This is a genomic window from Mesorhizobium sp. B3-1-7, assembly GCF_006439385.1.
Taxonomy (GTDB): Bacteria; Pseudomonadota; Alphaproteobacteria; order Rhizobiales; family Rhizobiaceae; genus Mesorhizobium.
This window is the reverse complement of the sequence record NZ_VFTL01000037.1, coordinates 54,462-72,985: the sequence shown is the minus strand read 5'-3', so window position 1 is coordinate 72,985 and position 18,524 is coordinate 54,462. Positions and strand designations below refer to the sequence as shown.

Here is an 18,524-nt window from a genome sequence, read left to right as displayed (position 1 = left end):
CGACCGGAGCAACTGGAGCTACCGGCTCGACTGGAGCAACCGGTGCCACGGGCTCTACTGGAGCAACGGGTGCAACGGGCTCGACCGGAGCAACGGGTGCAACCGGTTCGACCGGAGCAACTGGAGCTACCGGCTCGACTGGAGCAACCGGTGCCACGGGCTCTACCGGAGCAACCGGAGCCACGGGCTCGACCGGAGCAACTGGTGCCACGGGAGCGACTGGAGCAACGGGCGCAACCGGTGCCACCGGTTCGACCGGAGCCACGGGAGCAACTGGAGCCGCAGGTGCAACTGGGGCCACGGGATCCACCGGCTCGACAGGTGCTACCGGTTCAACTGGGTCGACCGGTGGGACCGGGTCAACCGGCCCGACCGGAGCGACAGGATCGGACGGTGGGACTGGTGACCAGGGTGGTCCGCAGGGTAACAACGGGCATGGCAACGGCCAACAGGACGCGCCAGGCAATTCCGGCGACCACAACAATGGCGACAACAGCTCGCACCAAGGGCAGGGCAACTCTGCCGGTGGCCAGGGCAATGGCAACGGAGGCCCACATGCGACCGTTACGGCCAGCACGCTGGGGCTGACGGACGTCAAGCAGTTCCTGCAGTCCGGCTCGGACGGCAGTGGCGGCGGCGGTTCGTTCAAGCAACTCGTCAGCCAGGCGATCAGCTCGGTGACGACCGATCTCTTGAACGTTCTCAACACGGTCAAGGGTTTCGGCCAGAACCAGAACAAGCCGTCCGGCGCGACGTCCGACCTGACCCAGGACAAGGGCAAGCAGGGTGCCGGCTATGGCCAGACCGACGACACACTGAAGAAGGCTCTGAAGGATATTCTGAAGCCGCATGACTGAGTGTTGGTCAAAACAATGCGCGCGGGCCTTGCGGAAACGCGGGGTCCGCGTAGCCACGTCTTGGACGCCGGCAACGAGCTCGCACCGCGGGGCGGTTCGGTCTATGATGGATGTTGCCGACTTTCCGGATTGGGGCGGTGTGCGGGGAACACCCCCGAACCCTCGCTTTTAGACCGCAAGGGGAGCTTATGGTGAGCGTGCCTCGAAACTCCGAAGTCCTGCCTGTCCCGATCCGTGACGATGTCGAAGTGGACATGACCGGCAAAGGTCGGAGCGAGGGCGCAGCGGAATGGGTTCCTGGCGGCCCCGCGGCGTTCGATCGGACAGGGCCGCGCATCAAGGCGATGTTGCAGGTCGCCCGCTATCACGGAGTCGACCTCGATCCGAACGAATTCAGGGCGGCAATCGCCGGTCCGGTTCCAAGTGCTTCCGATCTCTCCCAGTGGGCACAGAACGCCGGCATGTGGTCGCGCGCGCTGCGTATCCGCTGGTCGCATCTGTTGCGCTTCGAACACGCAGGGCCGATCGTCTTGCTTTTCACCGATGGCGGCGCTGGCCTCCTTACCGGGGCTAGCACCGAACGCAATGTCGTTTTCCTCAAGAGCGTCGATGCGCCGGATGACGCGGAAGCTGTTGCCATCGATGAGCTCCGCCTGCTGCAGGTGTGGTCGGGCGAGGCCGTCCTTTTGCGGGCAGCGAGGTCTTATATCGCGGCGGATGCGCCCTTCACCTTCGGCTGGCTTATCGATTTGGTGCGGCTCGAGAGCCGGCCGCTGCGGGACATTGGCATCGCTTCGTTCACGCTGAGCATTCTAGCGATTCTGCCGCCCCTCATCGTCATGACGGTCGTCAACAAGGTGCTGCAGTTCAGCAGTATCCCCACTCTGGTGCTTCTCTCAGCGGTCATCGCCGTCGTCTTCCTTTACGAGACGCTGCTCGGTCACGCTCGACGACTGATCATTAATGTCGTCGGTGCGCGCCTGGACACCAAGCTCAATCTGCATGTCTTCAGCAGGTTGTTGCGCCTGCCGCTCGACTATTTCGAGCGGCATCCGGCTGGCGAGACGATGTACCATCTCGCTCAAGTCTATCGCATCCGCGAGTTCCTGACCGGAAAGCTGCTCAGCACATTCCTGGATCTGATCACGCTCTGCGTCCTGATCCCGGTCATGTTCTACATCAACGCCACGCTCGCCTGGATGGTGCTCGCCTGCGCGGTCGTGATCATGGCGATTATCTTCGCCTTCCTTGCGCCGCTGCGCCGACGCTATCAGAACGTGGTCGACGCCGAGACCTGGAAGGCGGCCGCGCTCGGCGAGACTGTCGTCGGCATCAAGACCGTCAAGGCGCTCGGGCTGGAGCCGCAACGCAAGGCGCTGTGGGACGAACGGGTGGCCGACGCGGGCAAGGCGCGTCTTGCCTTCGGGCAACTGGCCAACTGGCCGCAAACTCTCGTCACGCCGATCGAGCGCGCGATGGTCCTCGGCACCATGCTGATCGGCGCCTATCTCGCGATGAACGACCGGTCGGGCTATATGGTCGGCAGCCTGTTTGCCTTCATGATGATCGCGCAGCGCGTCGCGCAGCCGCTGGTCGGTCTAGCGCGGCTGGTCGAGGATTATGAGGAGGTCGGCGCGGCGATTGGCGAGGCAGCTGGGGTTCTCAACCGCCCGTTGGAAAGCAGCTCCAATTCCGCCGGCTTGCGGCCGAAGCTCGTCGGCGAGATCAAGTTCAGCGATCTGACCTTCAGTTACATCGGCACCAAGACACCGGCACTCGACAGGGTCAGCTTCGATGTCCCGGCCGGCACGATGTTCGGGGTCGTCGGACGCAGCGGATCAGGAAAATCGACGATCGCGCGCCTGTTGCAGGGCATCAATCGCGACTATAGCGGGTTCCTCAAGCTGGATGGAGTCGATCTCAAGGAAATCAACCTTCGTCATCTTCGCCAGGGCCTGGGTGTCGTCCTTCAAGACAATTTCTTGTTCCGCGGCTCGATCAGGGACAACATCATCGCGGGACGTCCTGGCTTGACGCTTTCCGACGCTATGCGTGCCGCCCACTTGGCAGGTGCTGCCGAGTTCATCGAACGCATGCCAAACGGCTACGACACCTATATCGAGGAAGGTTCGCCCAATCTCTCCGGCGGTCAGAAGCAGCGGCTGGCAATCGCCCGCGCGCTCATTCACGACCCGACCATCCTCATACTCGACGAAGCGACGAGCGCGCTCGATCCGGAGAGCGAAGCGGTGGTCAGCGCCAATCTCATTCGTATCGCCAGCGGGCGTACCATGATCATCGTTTCGCACCGGCTCGCCTCGCTTACCGAATGCGACCAGATCCTGGTCATGGACCAGGGTAAGGTTCTCGATGTCGCTCCTCACTCGGTGCTCCTGGAGCGGTGCGGTGTCTACCGCCAGCTCTGGCTCCAGCAGAACCGGCATCTTGACGGCCGCCATAGCCGTCTGGCGGCCGTGCCGCCTCGCCCTGTGTGAGACCGGCCATGAGCAGCACCACCCATTCCACCCTTCCAGTTCCCCGGCGCCGGCGAGAGGCCAGCGATCCGACGGTTCCTGCCATTCTCGAATTCCAGTGGCCGTCGACGGCGGTCGCCAATGCGCCAATTCCGTGGGTGGCACGCAGCGTCGTGTGGATCATCACCAGCATGGTTGTTGCGCTGATCGCGCTTGCCGCGCTGATACCGGTCGATCAGGTCGTCACGACAAGGGGGCTCGTGGTCTCGCAATCGCCCAACATCATCGTCCAGCCACTGGAGACGGCGATTGTTCGGTCGATCGAGGTGCGCGAAGGACAGCGTGTGAAGGCCGGCCAACTGCTGGCCAGGCTCGATGCCACCTTCGCCTCGGCCGACCTCACGGCGCTGGCGACCCAGGTCACGACGCTTGAAGCCGAAGTAGCGCGCCTGAAGGCGGAGGTCGATGACAAGCCCTTCAACTACGATGGACTGGACCCAAGCTGGACGCTGCAGGCCTCGATCTACGAACGTCGCAAGGCGGTCTACGACGCAAAGCTTGAAAGCTTCGACCGGCAGCGTGACGAACTGAGTTCCGTCATCTCGCGCTCGCAGTCCGACGCCGAGGGGTATCGGCAGCGGCTCGCAGTTGCGGCGTCGATCGAAAAGATGCGTCAGCAACTCGAAGAACGGCAGGTTGGAAGCCGTCTCAACACGCTTCTAGCTGAGGACAATTCGGCGGAAATGTCGCGTTCGCTGAGCAACGCCGAGCAGACGACAGAAGCCGCCAAGCGCCAGCAGGCCGCTGCCGCGGCCGACCGAGATGGTTACATTCAGAGCTGGCGCGCCGAGGTCTCGCAGAGCCTCTCGGAAGCCAATTCACGCATGTCGGATGCTCGCGAGCTTCTAAACAAGGCGAAGCTTCGCAAGCAACTGGTGGAGCTAAGGAGCGAGGCCGACGCGACGGTTCAATCAGTAGCCAAGGTCTCCGTCGGCTCCGTCTTGCAGTCTGGCGAACGCTTCATCACGCTAGTTCCCGCCGATGCAGTGCTCGAGGTTGAGACCAATATCATCGGCCGTAGCAGTGGTTTCGTTCATGTAGGCGATCCCGTGGCTATCAAGTTCGACACCTTCGCCTATTCACAGTATGGCCTGGCGCATGGCACGGTTCGAGCGGTCAGCCCGGATTCGTTTTCGGCCAGAGAACAGGCGCGCGATCCAAACAGTTCACTGGCCATGCTTCCTTCGGATGCCGACCAGTTCTATCGCACCCAGATATCCATCGACGATATCGCTCTTCATGGGTTGCCCGCCGGTTTCGCGATCAGCCCCGGCATGCCTGTCACTGCTGACGTCAAGGTCGGTCGCCGCACAGTGCTCAAATACATGCTTGGCGCCATGTTGCCGATCGGACAGGAAGCGATGCGGGAGCCATAGGATGGCTATGCTCGACCGCCTGACTGGACGCATCCATCCCGCCCTGGCTTTTCGCCGGGCGCTCCAACTTTCCGACAGCGGGAAGCCTGCGGAATCCTTTGCGCTGATGGGTATAGCGGCACGCGCGGGCATCGTGGAAGCGCAATACCGGGTCGGCCGCTGCTATTTGGAAGGCACTGGCGTGCCACCCAGCCACTCGGAAGGGGCACGTTGGCTGCGGCGAGCAGCCGATCGCGGCAGTCCAGACGCGCAGGCGCTGCTTGCCGCGTTGTGCGTAGCGGGGGTCGCGGGACAGGAAGCTGACGCCGGTTCGGAAGGTTTGTTCGATCGAAATTCCTTGGGAGAGCCAGACTTCGCGGCAGCGCTCGACCTCGCGCGAAAAGCCGCCGAGTCCGGCTCCGCAACAGGGCAGGCCCTGCTAGGCTACATCCTAAGCAAAGGCCCGGACGCGATGCGCGATCTCGATGCCGCGCATGGCTGGTACGAGAAGTCCGCGGCGGCCGGCTGCCCGGAAGGATGCCTCGGCCTTGCCCTTTCCTTGGTCCGGCTGAGGCAACCGGCGCAAGGAAGCAGGATTGCCGCAGAGGTTCGGCGCGCGGCGGATGCCGGCCTGCCGACGGCCATCTACCTGCTTGCCATCCTCACCGAGCACGGAATGGGCGTGCCTGTCGATCTCGAGGCAGCTCACAAGCTCTATCAGGATGCAGCTGAACGGGGACTCGCATCTGCCCAGTTCCGGCTGGGGCTTGCGCTGATCGAGGGTGGCTTGGCGGATCGGGACGCCGTCGCCGGCGAGGCCTGGATGCGTCGCGCCGCGCTGGCGGGAAATGTCGACGCCGCCTATCGCGTTGGCGAACTGTACTCGGGGGGAGGCCTGCGAGACTATGCAGAGGCCGCGACGTGGTATCGGCGGGCGGCAGATGGGGGCCACCAGCCGGCTGCCCGCGCCTTGGCTTCGCTCTATCTCTCGGGCAATGGCGTAGCTCAGGACGCCGAAGAAGGAACGCGATTGCTGCGTGCCGCCGCAGCCAGAGGCAATCGTGAATCCCAGGTTGATCTCGCGAACCTTGTTCTTGAAGGAGCAGGCGAACCGGATGACGGTATCAGCGTCGCTGGATGGTTTGGGGCAACCGCGTCATCGGGTGATCTGGTTGCGGCGTTCAATCTTGGTCTCTGTTTCGCAGAAGGTATTGGTGTGGGTAAGGACCAGGAACGGGCTGCGCATTGGATGGCGCGCGCAGCCGAAGGCGTGGCCGAGGCGCAATACATGTATGCCCGCATGCTTCAGGATGGACGAGGCATGGTCGCTGACCAGAGGCAGGCCCGCATCTGGTTTGAGCGGGCTGCCAAGGCAGGCATCGTGGACGCGCAGGTGGCTCTCGCCGAAATGCTTTACAGTGGCCGTGGCGGGGAACGCTCTTTCGTGACCGCCGCACATCTTTTCAAGCAAGCCGCGGCTACAGGCCATGCCGGGGCGATGTTCGCGATCGGGGCACTTTACGAGGCCGGGCAAGGCCTGTCACTCGACCACAAAGCTGCGCAGAAATGGTTCGAAGCCGCCGCTGAAAGAGGCCATGGGCATGCCCAACTCATGCTTGGCCGCTATCTCTCCACGGGCATTGCCGGCGAGCATGACTCCGCCGCCGCCCGCATTTGGCTGGAGCGAGCGGCTGCGCACGGCGTCCAAGAAGCCGCCGAGGAGCTTGCCGAGACATAGCGGCGATATGCCTGACTGCAAAGCAACGGCAGCAGCGCCATTCTGGCCTAAGGCTGGGTGCAGACGGCCATTTGCGGATGAATGGGCGGTCTCCCACGCTGTGCATGCCCCTGACAGGCACCTTGCCGCGACTGGCCGTTGCGGTTACTGGCCTTTGGCTCATCATCCTGTTTGGGTCAGGGCAACGCTACGCAGTCGGGAAAGTAGTTTCGACAAGACCGGGTAACGACGGGACTCTCGGAACGAAGCAAAGGCGGGTCGTTGCGCCTGCCCGGTTCAATCGCTTCGAAGCCTGCGAGCTCTGAGCAGGCCGGCGGGGGCCGGAGCACGCCACACGACCTGATAGGCTTCCACCACATTGGCGGCTGTCACGCTCAGCCCGGGAAGCGCGATCCACGGCGGAGGCCGGCGTTCCAGCAGCCCAAGGATGGTGGCGACGCCGGCAGCGCTCCCCTGGTCGTAAGGCAACTGGGCGGCAATTCCTTTTATCAGGCCGCCATTGGCAAGGTCGGTCGCTACCTCGTTGCCAAGGTCCACGGTGGTTATCGGTATCGTCTTCCCGGATTCTCGGATCGCCGCGGCGGCACCCATTGCAGGCACGTCCCACACGGCAAACAGCCCGGAAAGATCGGGATTATCCTGCAGTAGGGCCGCAGTCGCGGTTCGCGCCTGCGTCACATCGGCGAACTTGCCGCGCACGACGGCAAGGTCCGGCCGCCGGGCCGCCATCCATTTGCGGAAAGCGATCTCGCGCTCATGGGTAGCGAAGAAATCCACGCCGTAGGCCAGAACGCCGACCTTGCCGCCTTGAGGCACATGCGGCGCAACCAGTTCCGCGCTGATTTGCCCGAGACCGAAATTGTCGGTGGAAATGACGCTGACATAGTCCTTTCCGGGAAGCATGCCGGTCGGAGCATTGTCGAGCAGGACAAGCTTTTTTCCCGCGCCGGCTATGGCGCGATGCGCATCGGCGGCCCGGCTGCTGCCGATGGGAATCGAAACCACCGCGTCGACCGGTTCACCGGCAAGGCGGAGCAATTCGGAAATCTGCCTGTCGACGTCGAAGGCGCAATCGATGACCTCGACCACCGCGGCGCCATAGCGGCCAAGTGTTGTGACCATCCCGGCCAGTTCCTCCTTTGCCCAGTCGCTCATTGTGGTGTGCAGAACGACGGCTACCGCGAAACGCCGGCTGCGGGCGGCATCGGCGTCGGCCTCCGACAGTCCGACCTGATCGGCGGGAACCGCTCTTTCGCCATGCGGCCCAAGGCCCGTGATCGCCATTTTCTAACCTCCCCGGATTGTCGCGGCACTGAGTCGATTGGCAAATGCTAGGCCGGCATCCCTGCCGGCGGTCTGGGTCTGACTGGCCGGTTGCTGCTTTCGGCTGAAGCCTGCGCGAGGAATTCTTTGAATTCGGGATGCTCGCGCGGCGAACCAAGCGTGATCCAGCCCTGAAGGAATCGAGTATCGAACAGCGATTCCGCTACAACCTGCGCGGCACCGACCAGCCCGGCCGATCCGCCCATCTGCGAGCGCACGATGCGCAGGTCGCGGGTGACGACCGGATGCGCCTGGCGATAGACCGCCTCGCGCACCGCCGCCAGCAGGATATCCCCGGTCTCTGCCACGTTGCCGCCGAGCGCGATCAACGATGGGTTGAGAAGATTGGCAAGGGGCGCCAGGACCTCGCCAATGGCACGACCGCAGCGCCCCAGAAGATCGATGCAAAACGTATCACCCAGCTGGGCACCGTGGCCGGCATCGGTGACGGTGACATCGCCTGCACGCGCCAGCACTTCGGCAAGATATGCGCTGCGTCCGCTTTCGGCGGCCAGACGCGCCTCGCGTCCCAGCACTTCGCTGCCCGCGACGCTCTCGAGGGTTCCGCCCTCGATGAATGTATGGCCTATCATGCCCGCTGCGCCCTGCGCGCCCCTATGCAGCACGCCTTCCGATATCACGCCGGCGCCGATCGAGCGTCCAAGCTTGACGAAAATCATATCTGTCAGGCCGATGCCACTGCCGGATTTCAGTTCGCCCATGGTCATCGTCTGAACGCCGCTCCGCACCCACACGGGCGCGCCGACCGCGGTGGCCAGCTGCTCGACAAACGGAAAACCGTCCCAGTTCTGGAACGCGTTCAGCGCCGGGGCGAAGAGCCGCTGGCCATCCGATTTCTCGACAGCTCCGGGCACCGCCAGTCCAACGCCCCAAATGGCAGCCTCGCTGCCATGCTCCTCCAGCATCCAGGCAAATAGCGTTGCCAGCCGCTGGACCACCGGTTCCGGTCCCGCCGCGAGCTCGACGGCCTCATGATGCTCCGCCAGCAGACCTCCAGAGAGATCGGATACGCCAACTGCAAGCGACGAATGATCCAGCACGGCGACCAGGATCATTCCCACACGCGGCCGGAAGCGAACATGGCGAGGTGCCCGACCGCCAATGGCCGGCCCAAGCTCGCCTTCCTCGATCAGCCCGAGCCGAAGCAATGTAGCCAGACGGTCGGCAACGACAGCTCGCCCAAGTTCGGATTGGTTCTCCAGCCCCTGGCGGGTCGTCGCTGCCCCTGTCCGCACAAGATTGAGAAGCATGGCCAGGCTTCCATGTGCGGATTCGCTGGCGCGTGGCCGGCCTGCGGCGCGCCGCGGCTTGGCAATGTCTCCGGCCGCCGTGCCGCCCTCGTCCATACCTTGTCGCGCCTCATCTCGAGCTTCTGGCCAGTCGTCCCGCTCGGCATGGGTAGCGCGCACACATTTACGGATCAAGCAATAACTTCTGCTGTTTTTCAACAAAAGTATGCCAGCTTTTGCATTTTAATGATTGACGGCAGCGAAACTGCGCGCATAAGTTCGAGTTGGAGGAGAGCCGACTTGAGGTCGGGTCTGGCCGCGGCAAGGCGACCTGAGCTTCCGGCTGCGCAGGAGGAAACATACATGCAGGTGAAGCTGGCCTATCACGCGAATTGTTGGGGCGCGCTTGGCGGCAATGCCGTCGGTGTGACGTCGATTACTCAGCTGACCTATCGCACTTTCGGCGATATGGAGCAGGCGATCCACGACATTGGCGCGGCCGGATATGCGGGCACCGAACTCTTCGACGGCAATCTTCTGGACTATGAAGGCCGCTATGGCGAGTTGCGCGAAGCGTTGAAGCAGTCTGGTGTCGTGCTCGTTGCCGGCTATTCAGGCGCCAACTTCATTTTCGACGATATCCTGGGCGAGGAACTGGCGCGCGTAGAACGTGTGGCGGGTGCCGCCGCGGAACTGGGCGCTGCGCACCTTGTGGTCGGTGGTGGCGCCAAGCGTGCGAGCGGGCGCCAGCAGGACGATTTCAAGCGCCTCGGCGCGGCGCTGGACAAGGTCGTCGACATCGCGGCTAAAGCGGGCTTGCGCGCGCACTATCACCCGCACCTGTCGACGATTGTCGAGGGGCCCGATGAAGTCCGCGAGGTCTTCAGGCACACCGCGATCGATTTTTGTCCGGACACTGCGCATCTGGCTGCCGCCGGCGGGGATCCGGCCGCGCAGATCCGCGAATTCAGGGACCGTATCAGCTACGTCCATCTCAAGGGCTGGCAGCGTGATCCCTTCGCCTTCACGCCGCTCGACCGCGGCGATCTCGCCATGGCGCCGATCATCGATGCGCTCAAGGATACCGGATTTTCTGGATGGATCGCCGCCGAGCTCGATGCCTGGCCTGACCCGAAGCAAGGGGCGGAACTCAGCATGAACTATCTGAAAAAGGCCATAGGGCCGAGTTGAACCAACGGGCATTGCGCCTGTCATCAGGGAGGAGACCGAAATGACGCATTTCAAGACAATAGCCGGAGCTTTCACGGCGGCTCTGCTGGCCACCAGCCTCTACACAGCTGCCCCCGCCTTCGCCGATCCGGATTCAGCCCTTGCCGAGTTGCAGAAGACCGTCCTTTCGAAAGGACCAAACGGCGAAACGCCGGCGCCGGCCTCCGCTGTGACATTGAGCGAGGAGGAACTGGCAAAGATCAAAGCCATGAAGGCCACGGCGGCGATCGTCATGCATTACGGCGGCAATGACTGGTCGCGTGCGCAGATCGCCGGGCTCAAGGACCAGTTCGGCAAGATGGGCATCGAGGTGATCGCCACTACGGATGCCGGCTTCAAGCCGGAAAAGCAGGTCGCGGACCTCGAAACGGTGATGGCGCAGAACCCCAAGATCATCGTCTCGATTCCGACTGACCCCTCCGCGACAGCCTCCGCCTACAAGGCCGTCGCCGACAAGGGCGTGAAGCTCGTGTTCATGGACAACGTCCCGGCCGGCCTTGTCGCCGGCAAGGACTACGTCTCCGTCGTCTCGGCCGACAATTACGGCAACGGTGTCGCGGCAGCGCATCTGATGGCCAAGGCATTGGGCGGCAAGGGTGACATCGGCCTTATTTTCCACGCCGCCGACTTCTTCGTCACCAAGCAGCGCTATGACGCCTTCAAGAAGACGATCGCCGACAACTATCCCGACATCAAGATCGTCGCCGAACAAGGCATCGGCGGTCCCGACTTCTCCGGAGACGCCGACAAGGCGGCATCGGCGATCCTCACCTCCAACCCGACTATCAATGGCATCTGGGCCGTGTGGGACGTGCCGGCCGAGGGCGTCATCTCGGCGGCGCGCACCGCTGGCCGTGACGACCTCGTCATCACCACTTGCGACCTCGGTGAGAACGTCGCCATCAATATGGCGAGCGGCGGCTTCGTTAAGGGTCTGGGGGCTCAGCGGCCGTTCGATCAAGGTGTCACCGAGGCGCTGCTCGCCGGCTACGGCCTGATCGGCAAGCAGGCGCCGCCCTTCGTCGCCCTGCCGGCGCTTCCAGTCACCAAGGACACACTGCTCGAGGGCTGGAAGGCCGTCTACCACGCCGAGGCCACCGACAAGATCAAGGGCAGCATGTAATGCGCCCCGCGGCCGGCGCACTCCCTGCCGGCCGCGCCTTTCTTCATTCGATCAGGAGATCATCATGACCAGGACGTTCAACGTGGCGATGATTGGCGGCGGCTTCATGGGCAAGGCCCATGCAATGGCCTATGCGGCCATGCCGATGTTTTTCTGGCCCGCGCCTGCCAACCCGGTGCGCAAAGTGGTGGTCGACATCACCGATGCGCTGGCCGACGAAGGCCGCCGTCGCTACGGCTTCGAGGAATCGTCCGCGGACTGGCGCAAGGTGGTGACCAGACCGGACATCGACGTCATCGATATCGTCACTCCGAACGATAGCCATGCTGAGATTGCGATTGCGGCAGCGCAGGCCGGCAAGCATATCATCTGCGAAAAGCCGCTGGCGCGCGGCGGCGACGAAGCAAAGACCATGCTCGACGCCGTCAACAAGGCCGGCGTCATCCACATGGTGGCCTTCAACTACAGGCGCACACCGGCAGTGGCGCTCGCCCGCCAGTACATAGAGGAAGGCCGCATCGGCAAGATTTTGAACTTCCGCGGCACCTATCTGCAGGACTGGTCGGCCGATCCGGACTCGCCATTGTCCTGGCGTTTTCAAAAGAAGATAGCTGGCTCGGGTTCGATCGGCGACATCGGCACCCACGTCGTCGACCTTGCCCGTTATCTGGTGGGCGAGATCGCCGAGGTCAGCGCATTGGTGCGCACCTACAACAAGACGCGGCCTGTCCAGCACGGCAATCTCGACAGGCTCGGCGCCGCCGAGAAGAACACCGGAGCCGAGCGCGTCGAAGTCGATGTCGACGACGAGGTGGTGACGCTGCTGAAGTTCGCCGACGGCGCCATCGGTTCGCTCGAGGCGACCCGCAACGCCTATGGCCGCAACAATTTCATCACCTTCGAGATCCACGGCACCAAGGGCTCGATTGCGTTCAACTACGAACGGCGCGACGAATTGCAGGTGATGTTTGCCGATGATCCTGCCGATGCGCGCGGCTTCAGGACTGTCTATTCCGGTCCGGCGCACCCCTATGGCTCAGGCCTCTGGCCGATCCCGGCGCTCGGCATCGGTTACTCCGAAACCAAGATTGTCGAGTGTTTCGATTTCTTCTCGGCCATCGCCTCGGGCAAGCAGCCGTCGCCCAATTTCGAGGATGGCTACAGGACCGAGCGCGTCGCCGACGCACTGATCGAATCCGGTGAAAGCGGTCAGTGGACCAAGGTAAGACCATGACCGCTGGGACGCCTGTTCATGCGGTGGAGATGAAGGGCGTCAGCAAATCCTTTGGCGGGGTCAAGGCGTTGATCGATGTCGACCTGCAGGTCGAAAGAGGCGAGATCCACGCGCTGCTCGGCGGCAATGGTGCCGGCAAGTCGACCATCCTCAAAGTGCTGAACGGCGTGCATGTGCCTGACGCCGGCACCGTTCTCGTCGACGGCAAGCCGCTGGTGGAGATATCGCCCGAAGCCTCGCGCAAGGCCGGCATCGCCATGATCTTCCAGGAAATGAGTCTGATCCCGACGCTGACGGTGGCGCAGAACGTGTTTCTCACCCGCGAAGCCAAGGGTGCATTCGGCCTGATCGACGACCGTACCGCCGAGAGGCGTGCCGCGGACCTGTTCAAAATGCTCGAAGTGGAGGTCGATCCGAAGGCGACCGTCGGCGATCTGGGCGCGGGACAGCGGCAATTGACCGAGATCGTCAAGGCGATCTCGCAAAACGCAAGGGTGCTGGTGCTGGACGAACCCTCGACGGCGCTGGCGATTTCCGATGTCGAACGCCTGTTCGCTTTCCTGCGCAAGCTGAAGTCGCAAGGCGTTGCCATCATCTATGTTTCGCACCGGATGGACGAGATCGCCCGCATCGCCGACCGCGCCACCATCCTGCGTGACGGCCGCCATGTCGTTACCGCACCATTGTCGGAGCTGCCCGTCGAAACGATGATCGAGCATATCGTCGGCAAGCGCTCGCGCGGCCTGTCGGATGTGGTGCGCGGCCAGTCGAGTCTTGGCGAGCCGCTGCTGGAGCTGGACAACGTTTCAGGCCCGGAAAAGCCGAAGAATGTCAGCTTCGTCGTTAACAGGGGTGAAGTGGTCGGCCTGGCCGGACTGCTTGGTTCCGGACGTTCAGCAATCGCGCGCGTCATTGCCGGAATCGATCCGGTCGTCGAAGGCGAGATACGCATCGCCGGCAAACCGGTGATGATCACGAAACCGAGCGAAGCCATCGAAGCCGGCGTGGCGCTGGTACCCGAGGACCGTCTGCGTCAGGGCGTGATTGCCGAGCATTCTGTCGCCTCCAACGTCACGCTCGCAGTGCTGGACCGTCTGAGTCGCAAAGCATTTGTCTCGGGAAAAAAAGTACGCGATCTGACGGATGAACAGATCGCTCGGCTGCGGATCAAGACGGCATCGCGCGACAGCGCGGTGCGTACGCTTTCAGGCGGCAATCAGCAGAAAGTCGTCATCGGCAAATGGCTTTCGACCGGTCCGGAAATCCTCGTCCTTGATGAACCAACCGCCGGCATCGACATTGGCTCGAAGTCCGAGATCATCACGCTGGTGCGCGAGTTGGCGAAAGCTGGCAAGGCGATCGTCCTGATCTCGTCGGAGCTGTCCGAGATGCTGTCGGCCTGCGACCGCATCATCATCGTTTCGGCCGGCCGCCTGGTGGACGATGTCAGCCGCGCCGACCTCGACGATCCGTCGGCGCCTGCGGGCGATCCGGTCGCGCAGCTGCAGGCCGCCGAGCGCAAGCTGCAGATCGTTATCCAGAACGCGATGAGCAAGAGTAAGCGAGAAACACATGTCCACTGACCGGGACACCGTCCCTTGGCTCTTTGCAAGGCTAGGTCTCGCCAACTGGCGGCAGAACATCATTTATATCGGCTTCCTGGTGATCTTCATCGCGTTCGCGATCACCCTGTTCGACAAGGGCTTCCTCAACCCTAACAACCTGCTCAACATCGTGCGCCAGACGGCGATGATCGCGGTCATGGCGATCGCCATGACCTACGTGCTGTCGGCGGGAGAGATCGACCTGTCCGTCGGGGCGGTGGCGGGGCTGGCTTCGGTCACCACGGCCATGGCGATCGACGCCGGTGGACCGGTTACCGGTATCGTTGCGGGCCTCGCCACCGGTGCCGTCGTCGGTATCTTCAACGGTCTGCTGACGACGCGCATCGGCATTCCGTCCTTCCTCACCACGCTGGCCATGATGGGGATCGCCACCGGCACCGCGATGTGGATGAGCGATACAGCCGCGGTGCCGATCATCTCGAAGAGCTATTCGTGGATCTTTGGCGGCGGCAATATCGGGCCGGTGCCTGTCCTGCTGATCTGGATGTTGGTGCTGGGCGCCGTCGGCCATGTCGTGCTGAGGCGAACGAGCTTCGGCCGGCGCGTGCTCGCCACCGGCGGCGGCGAGGTCGCGGCGCGTTATTCCGGCATCGACACAAAGTCGATCAAGTTCCGCGTCCTCATTATATCGGCCATGGCGGCAGCACTTGCCGGCATGCTCTATGCCGGGCGGCTGCAATCCGGCCGCTTCCAGCTCGGTCAGGGCGACGAGTTGTCGGTCATCGCCGCGGCAGTGCTTGGCGGCACTAGCCTGTTCGGCGGGTCTGGCACCGTGATTGGCACGATCGTCGGCGCGCTGATGATCGGCCTCATCAACAACGGCCTGATACTCATGGGGCTGGAATTCAGCCAGCAGCTCATTGCGCGTGGTGCCATCATCATCCTGGCCGTTGCGCTGAGCCAGGGAAGGAAATGATGACAGTTCCCTACACGGTGATCGGCACTGTGATCGCAAAGCCCGAAACGCGCGAGGAATTGCAGGAGATCCTGTCGGCCTTCGTCGAGCCGACGCGCGCCGAGGACGGCTGCATCAGTTATGACTTTCACGTCGACCCTGCCGATCCATGCGTGTTCATGTTCTATGAGAACTGGCGCTCGAAGGACGATCTCGACCGGCATCTGGCGATGCCGCATCTGAAGCCGCTGTTTGATCGGCTCGATCAACTGCTGGCGAGTCCGGTCGATATTCGGAACTTTGTGATGCTCAGCCGGATGGCTGTTGACGTTCAGCCCATCAGCGTGCCGACAGCTCATCAATGACGACACGATGAGCGATCGTTCCTAAGGCGACGCAGGCGGTGAGCCCGTTGGCGCGAAGTCTGCCGAGCTCGAGCGGGAATGACGGGGTCGCAGATCGGTTACTGCTCCTTCTTGAACAAATCCTGGAAGATGAGTTGGCCCCAAGTGCGGCCGCGTGCGTGCACCAGCGCGCCACCTTCGTTGAGTTTTCCCAACTTGACGGGTGCGAACCCGAGCTGTTTGGCCAAGGCCGCCACGGGAGCGGTCGCGTCCTCGTCGTCGCTCGACAGAAAGACGACCCGGTGGCCGCCCTCGACGACCGGATCGGCAGCCAGGGTGGCCGCAATCAGGTGATTGAAACCTTTCACGAACTTGGCGCCGGTGAACGACTTCGCGACGAAGGCGGAGGACGGGAGGCCGTCCAGCTCTTCAGGTACAGGAAACGCGTTCATCGCGTCGATGACCGTCTTGCCTTTCCAGCTCGGCAGGGCTTTCGCAACCTCGCGATGCTCCCCGAACGGGACCGCCAGGATGATTGTGTCGGCCTCGAGTGCTTCCCGCAGCGACTTGGCGACGACCGTGGGTCCAATCGCCCGAGCCTGTGGCGCCAACGCCTCGGGCGGCCGGCGGCTCGCGACGGTCACATCGATGTTTTTACGGGCGAAGGCGTGGGCGAGGGCCTGGCCTACCTTACCGAATCCTACGATTGCATAGCTCATAATGCTTCTCCAATCCGTGTTGATGTTGATTCCCCGGTCTTCAACGGCGCCGGACTATCCGTTCCGCTGGCGACCTTTACGGAGACGTCCCGTCGTGAACGACCGGGCCGACCGTCCAGCGTGGAAGTCGTTTTCGCCATGGGCGCGCTATTCCCGCGATCAGGCGCGATTTCAGATGGCCGAGAAGCCGCCGTCGACAGACAGCTCCACCCCATTCACGAAGCTGGAATCGTCCGAAGCAAGAAACAGCGCGACCGCCGCAATTTCCTCGGGACGCCCCATCTTTCCCCGCGGGATCAGGGATTCGAACATCTGCTTCGCCTCCTCGGTGAGAACCTGGTCCTGCATCGGTGTGGCGATCGGCCCCGGGCTCAGCACGTTCACCCGGATATTCCTGCCCTTCAGTTCGTTGAGCCAAGTGCGTGCGAATGAGCGCAACGCCGCCTTGCTCGCCGCATACACGCCGTAACCAGGAAAACCTTTCACCGAAGCAACTGACCCGGTCATGAAGATCGATCCGCCATCGTTGAAGAGCGGCAGCGCTTTCTGAACCGCAAACAGCGTGCCGCGCGCATTCAGGCCGAAGGTCGCATCGAAGTGCTGCTCGGTGATCTCGCCCAGAGGGACGGCTTCGCCCGTGCCGGCGCTCGCGTACAGGACGTCGATCTTGCCCTTTTCCCGCTTGACCGTATCGAACAGACGGTCGAGGTCGTCGAGATTGGCCGCGTCGCCGCGCACGCCGGTCGCGTTCCGGCCGATCAGCCTGGCGGCCTCGTCGAGCGCCTCCTGTTTCCGGCCCGTGATGAAAACATAGGCGCCTTCTTCAACGAACCGCTTGGCGCTCGCCAGTGCCATGCCGCTCGATCCACCTGTGATGACTGCAACCTTACCATCTAACTTTCCCATGACTTTCCTTCCAGGCTCCATCTTTGGTCGTTCGGGGAGGCCCCGAGAACCTCAAGATGGGGCGGCCGCAGTCAGGCGTTGAGTGCGGAAGCGCGCACATCGGTGGTGCGAAATCGATCCGGTTGGACGACTGACGCCAGCCACGACGATCGGTTGTCCGCCGTTTGGAATTGGGCCGCGCTTGTCCGCTTAGGCTATGACGGCCGCCCGTTCTGCTGTTAGATGCGGGCTTTGGAAGGCGCACCCCAGCGGTGCTGGATTGCACCATGATCGACTGGGATGACGTTCGCTACTTTCTTGCCGTCGCGCGCGCAGGCTCGGTGCGGGCTGCCGCCGAGCGCCTCGGAGTGAACCACTCGACCGTGCTGCGACGCGTCGCTCAGCTCGAGGAACGGCTCGGGGCGCACATGTTCGAGAAGCTGCCTTCGGGTTATCGCCTGACGGCTGCGGGGGAGGAGGTCCTTGAGCTTGCCGACCAGATGGAAATGTCGTCGCACCAGCTGGAGACGCGCGTCCTTGGCCGCGACCAGAGCGTGCGCGGCTTACTGCGGGTGACACTGGCGCCGCCGCTGGCGACACACCTGCTCATGCCGGACTTCTCCGATTTCGCGCGTCTGTATCCGGACATCGAGATGGAAATCTTGTCGTCCGGCGAGCTGGCAAATCTGACCAACCGCGAGGCCGACGTCGCGATCCGCGTCGTCTACGACCGCAAAACCCTGCCGCTCAATCTTCACGGCCTCAAGGGATCGGATGTATTCGGCGGTATCTACATGTCCCGCGATCGACTGGCCGCGTGGCATGCGGGCGCGCCTGATCCCATCCGATGGATCGTCATAAGCATTCATGGAATCCCGGACTGGGCCCACTCGGGTGAGGTTCGCGCCGCCGAGGTTCCGTTCAGGGTCACGGATGCCGAGGCGCAAGTCGTCGCGGTGCGGCAGGGGCTCGGGATGACGACGCTGCCGTGCTTCGTGGGAGATGCCGACCCTCTGCTGGCGAGGGTGCCGGGTACCGACCTGCACATGTACGGAACGCTCTGGCTTCTCACGCAGGGGGAGACACGCAAGACGAAGCGCGTACGGCTCTTCACCGAGTTCGTATCCCGCAGGCTCGCCGCCTACGCGCCGCTTCTCGCGGGACTGTCCTTATCGCCGGACTGACGCGCGACAGGTAGCCGGCGACGCCTGCCGCAATCCGGATGGAAGCCGCAATCGCTCCAAGTGTCAGTCCGTCCTGCCAAGCCAGCTCAACCACCGAACTATGACATATCGGCGGGGATTCCGCCGATACCTGCGTATAGTGGTGGACAACTGCCCGGGATCGTTGAGCGCCGATTTCACTGAGACAGGACCTTGGCGTCCATCAAACCAATAACGTCCAAGAAGAAT

At 63.1% G+C, this 18,524-nt stretch carries 16 protein-coding genes; 12 read left to right on the top strand and 4 right to left on the bottom strand.

Annotated features, from left to right (window positions below):
* The 5 genes from FJ417_RS33680 to FJ417_RS26495 form a co-directional block, all read left to right on the top strand.
* A partial coding sequence (locus FJ417_RS33680; RefSeq protein ID WP_246687551.1) for a hypothetical protein occupies window positions 1-406 on the top strand: 406 nt, incomplete at its 5' end.
* 271 nt (window positions 407-677) lie between these two features.
* Entirely contained in the window at window positions 678-857 is a 180-nt protein-coding gene (locus tag FJ417_RS33675; RefSeq protein WP_181181702.1) for a hypothetical protein, read from the top strand.
* Window positions 858-1,111: 254 nt separating this feature from the next.
* Window positions 1,112-3,352, top strand: coding sequence for a peptidase domain-containing ABC transporter (locus FJ417_RS26505; protein WP_246687550.1), 2,241 nt, complete (start codon window positions 1,112-1,114; stop codon window positions 3,350-3,352).
* Between the two features lie 8 nt (window positions 3,353-3,360).
* On the top strand, window positions 3,361-4,767 hold the full coding sequence (locus tag FJ417_RS26500; RefSeq protein WP_140785464.1) for an HlyD family type I secretion periplasmic adaptor subunit: 1,407 nt from the start codon (window positions 3,361-3,363) through the stop codon (window positions 4,765-4,767).
* Between the two features lies 1 nt (window position 4,768).
* Window positions 4,769-6,484: a tetratricopeptide repeat protein gene (locus FJ417_RS26495; protein WP_140785463.1), complete on the top strand. Its 1,716-nt coding sequence runs from the start codon at window positions 4,769-4,771 to the stop codon at window positions 6,482-6,484.
* Between the two features lie 276 nt (window positions 6,485-6,760).
* On the opposite strand, the gene FJ417_RS26490 is transcribed toward FJ417_RS26495, so the two are convergent.
* Together FJ417_RS26490 and FJ417_RS26485 are read right to left on the bottom strand one after the other, a co-directional pair.
* Complete coding sequence (locus FJ417_RS26490) at window positions 6,761-7,768, bottom strand: substrate-binding domain-containing protein (protein WP_140785462.1); 1,008 nt, start codon at window positions 7,766-7,768, stop codon at window positions 6,761-6,763.
* A 47-nt stretch (window positions 7,769-7,815) separates the two neighbouring features.
* Window positions 7,816-9,078: an ROK family protein gene (locus FJ417_RS26485; protein ID WP_246687549.1), complete on the bottom strand. Its 1,263-nt coding sequence runs from the start codon at window positions 9,076-9,078 to the stop codon at window positions 7,816-7,818.
* 342 nt (window positions 9,079-9,420) lie between these two features.
* On the opposite strand from FJ417_RS26485, the gene FJ417_RS26480 reads away from it, so the two are divergent.
* The 6 genes from FJ417_RS26480 (at window position 9,421) to FJ417_RS26455 (ending at window position 15,529) form a co-directional block, all read left to right on the top strand.
* A complete protein-coding gene (locus FJ417_RS26480; RefSeq protein ID WP_140785461.1) occupies window positions 9,421-10,248 on the top strand; it encodes a sugar phosphate isomerase/epimerase in 828 nt (275 codons plus the stop codon).
* A 40-nt stretch (window positions 10,249-10,288) separates the two neighbouring features.
* Complete coding sequence (locus FJ417_RS26475; protein WP_140785460.1) at window positions 10,289-11,410, top strand: substrate-binding domain-containing protein; 1,122 nt, start codon at window positions 10,289-10,291, stop codon at window positions 11,408-11,410.
* A 64-nt stretch (window positions 11,411-11,474) separates the two neighbouring features.
* Entirely contained in the window at window positions 11,475-12,644 is a 1,170-nt protein-coding gene (locus tag FJ417_RS26470; RefSeq protein ID WP_140785459.1) for a Gfo/Idh/MocA family oxidoreductase, read from the top strand.
* Window positions 12,641-14,227, top strand: a complete 1,587-nt coding sequence (locus FJ417_RS26465) for a sugar ABC transporter ATP-binding protein (RefSeq protein ID WP_140785458.1) — start codon at window positions 12,641-12,643, stop codon at window positions 14,225-14,227. Before FJ417_RS26470 ends, FJ417_RS26465 begins: the two co-directional genes overlap by 4 nt.
* Entirely contained in the window at window positions 14,217-15,185 is a 969-nt protein-coding gene (locus FJ417_RS26460) for an ABC transporter permease (RefSeq protein WP_140704989.1), read from the top strand. Before FJ417_RS26465 ends, FJ417_RS26460 begins: the two co-directional genes overlap by 11 nt.
* Window positions 15,185-15,529: a putative quinol monooxygenase gene (locus FJ417_RS26455; RefSeq protein WP_140785457.1), complete on the top strand. Its 345-nt coding sequence runs from the start codon at window positions 15,185-15,187 to the stop codon at window positions 15,527-15,529. Before FJ417_RS26460 ends, FJ417_RS26455 begins: the two co-directional genes overlap by 1 nt.
* 98 nt (window positions 15,530-15,627) lie before the next feature.
* Here the strand turns inward: FJ417_RS26455 and FJ417_RS26450 are convergent, their stop codons facing one another.
* Window positions 15,628-16,227: an NAD(P)-binding domain-containing protein gene (locus FJ417_RS26450; protein WP_140785456.1), complete on the bottom strand. Its 600-nt coding sequence runs from the start codon at window positions 16,225-16,227 to the stop codon at window positions 15,628-15,630.
* Window positions 16,228-16,398: 171 nt separating this feature from the next.
* Window positions 16,399-17,133 (bottom strand): SDR family oxidoreductase, encoded by a 735-nt coding sequence (locus tag FJ417_RS26445; RefSeq protein ID WP_140785455.1) that lies wholly within the window; start codon window positions 17,131-17,133, stop codon window positions 16,399-16,401.
* A gap of 266 nt (window positions 17,134-17,399) precedes the next feature.
* On the opposite strand from FJ417_RS26445, the gene FJ417_RS26440 reads away from it, so the two are divergent.
* Window positions 17,400-18,296: a LysR family transcriptional regulator gene (locus tag FJ417_RS26440; protein ID WP_140785454.1), complete on the top strand. Its 897-nt coding sequence runs from the start codon at window positions 17,400-17,402 to the stop codon at window positions 18,294-18,296.
* Window positions 18,297-18,524 lie beyond the last annotated feature (228 nt).

Coding starts and splice junctions, on each gene's coding strand:
- FJ417_RS26505 (WP_246687550.1), top strand. CDS start 1,112: ATGACCGGCAAAGGTCGGAGCGAGGGCGCAGCGGAATGGGTTCCTGGC.
- FJ417_RS26500 (WP_140785464.1), top strand. CDS start 3,361: ATGAGCAGCACCACCCATTCCACCCTTCCAGTTCCCCGGCGCCGGCGA.
- FJ417_RS26495 (WP_140785463.1), top strand. CDS start 4,769: ATGGCTATGCTCGACCGCCTGACTGGACGCATCCATCCCGCCCTGGCT.
- FJ417_RS26490 (WP_140785462.1), bottom strand. CDS start 7,768: ATGGCGATCACGGGCCTTGGGCCGCATGGCGAAAGAGCGGTTCCCGCC.
- FJ417_RS26485 (WP_246687549.1), bottom strand. CDS start 9,078: ATGCTTCTCAATCTTGTGCGGACAGGGGCAGCGACGACCCGCCAGGGG.
- FJ417_RS26480 (WP_140785461.1), top strand. CDS start 9,421: ATGCAGGTGAAGCTGGCCTATCACGCGAATTGTTGGGGCGCGCTTGGC.
- FJ417_RS26475 (WP_140785460.1), top strand. CDS start 10,289: ATGACGCATTTCAAGACAATAGCCGGAGCTTTCACGGCGGCTCTGCTG.
- FJ417_RS26470 (WP_140785459.1), top strand. CDS start 11,475: ATGACCAGGACGTTCAACGTGGCGATGATTGGCGGCGGCTTCATGGGC.
- FJ417_RS26465 (WP_140785458.1), top strand. CDS start 12,641: ATGACCGCTGGGACGCCTGTTCATGCGGTGGAGATGAAGGGCGTCAGC.
- FJ417_RS26460 (WP_140704989.1), top strand. CDS start 14,217: ATGTCCACTGACCGGGACACCGTCCCTTGGCTCTTTGCAAGGCTAGGT.
- FJ417_RS26455 (WP_140785457.1), top strand. CDS start 15,185: ATGACAGTTCCCTACACGGTGATCGGCACTGTGATCGCAAAGCCCGAA.
- FJ417_RS26450 (WP_140785456.1), bottom strand. CDS start 16,227: ATGAGCTATGCAATCGTAGGATTCGGTAAGGTAGGCCAGGCCCTCGCC.
- FJ417_RS26445 (WP_140785455.1), bottom strand. CDS start 17,133: ATGGGAAAGTTAGATGGTAAGGTTGCAGTCATCACAGGTGGATCGAGC.
- FJ417_RS26440 (WP_140785454.1), top strand. CDS start 17,400: ATGATCGACTGGGATGACGTTCGCTACTTTCTTGCCGTCGCGCGCGCA.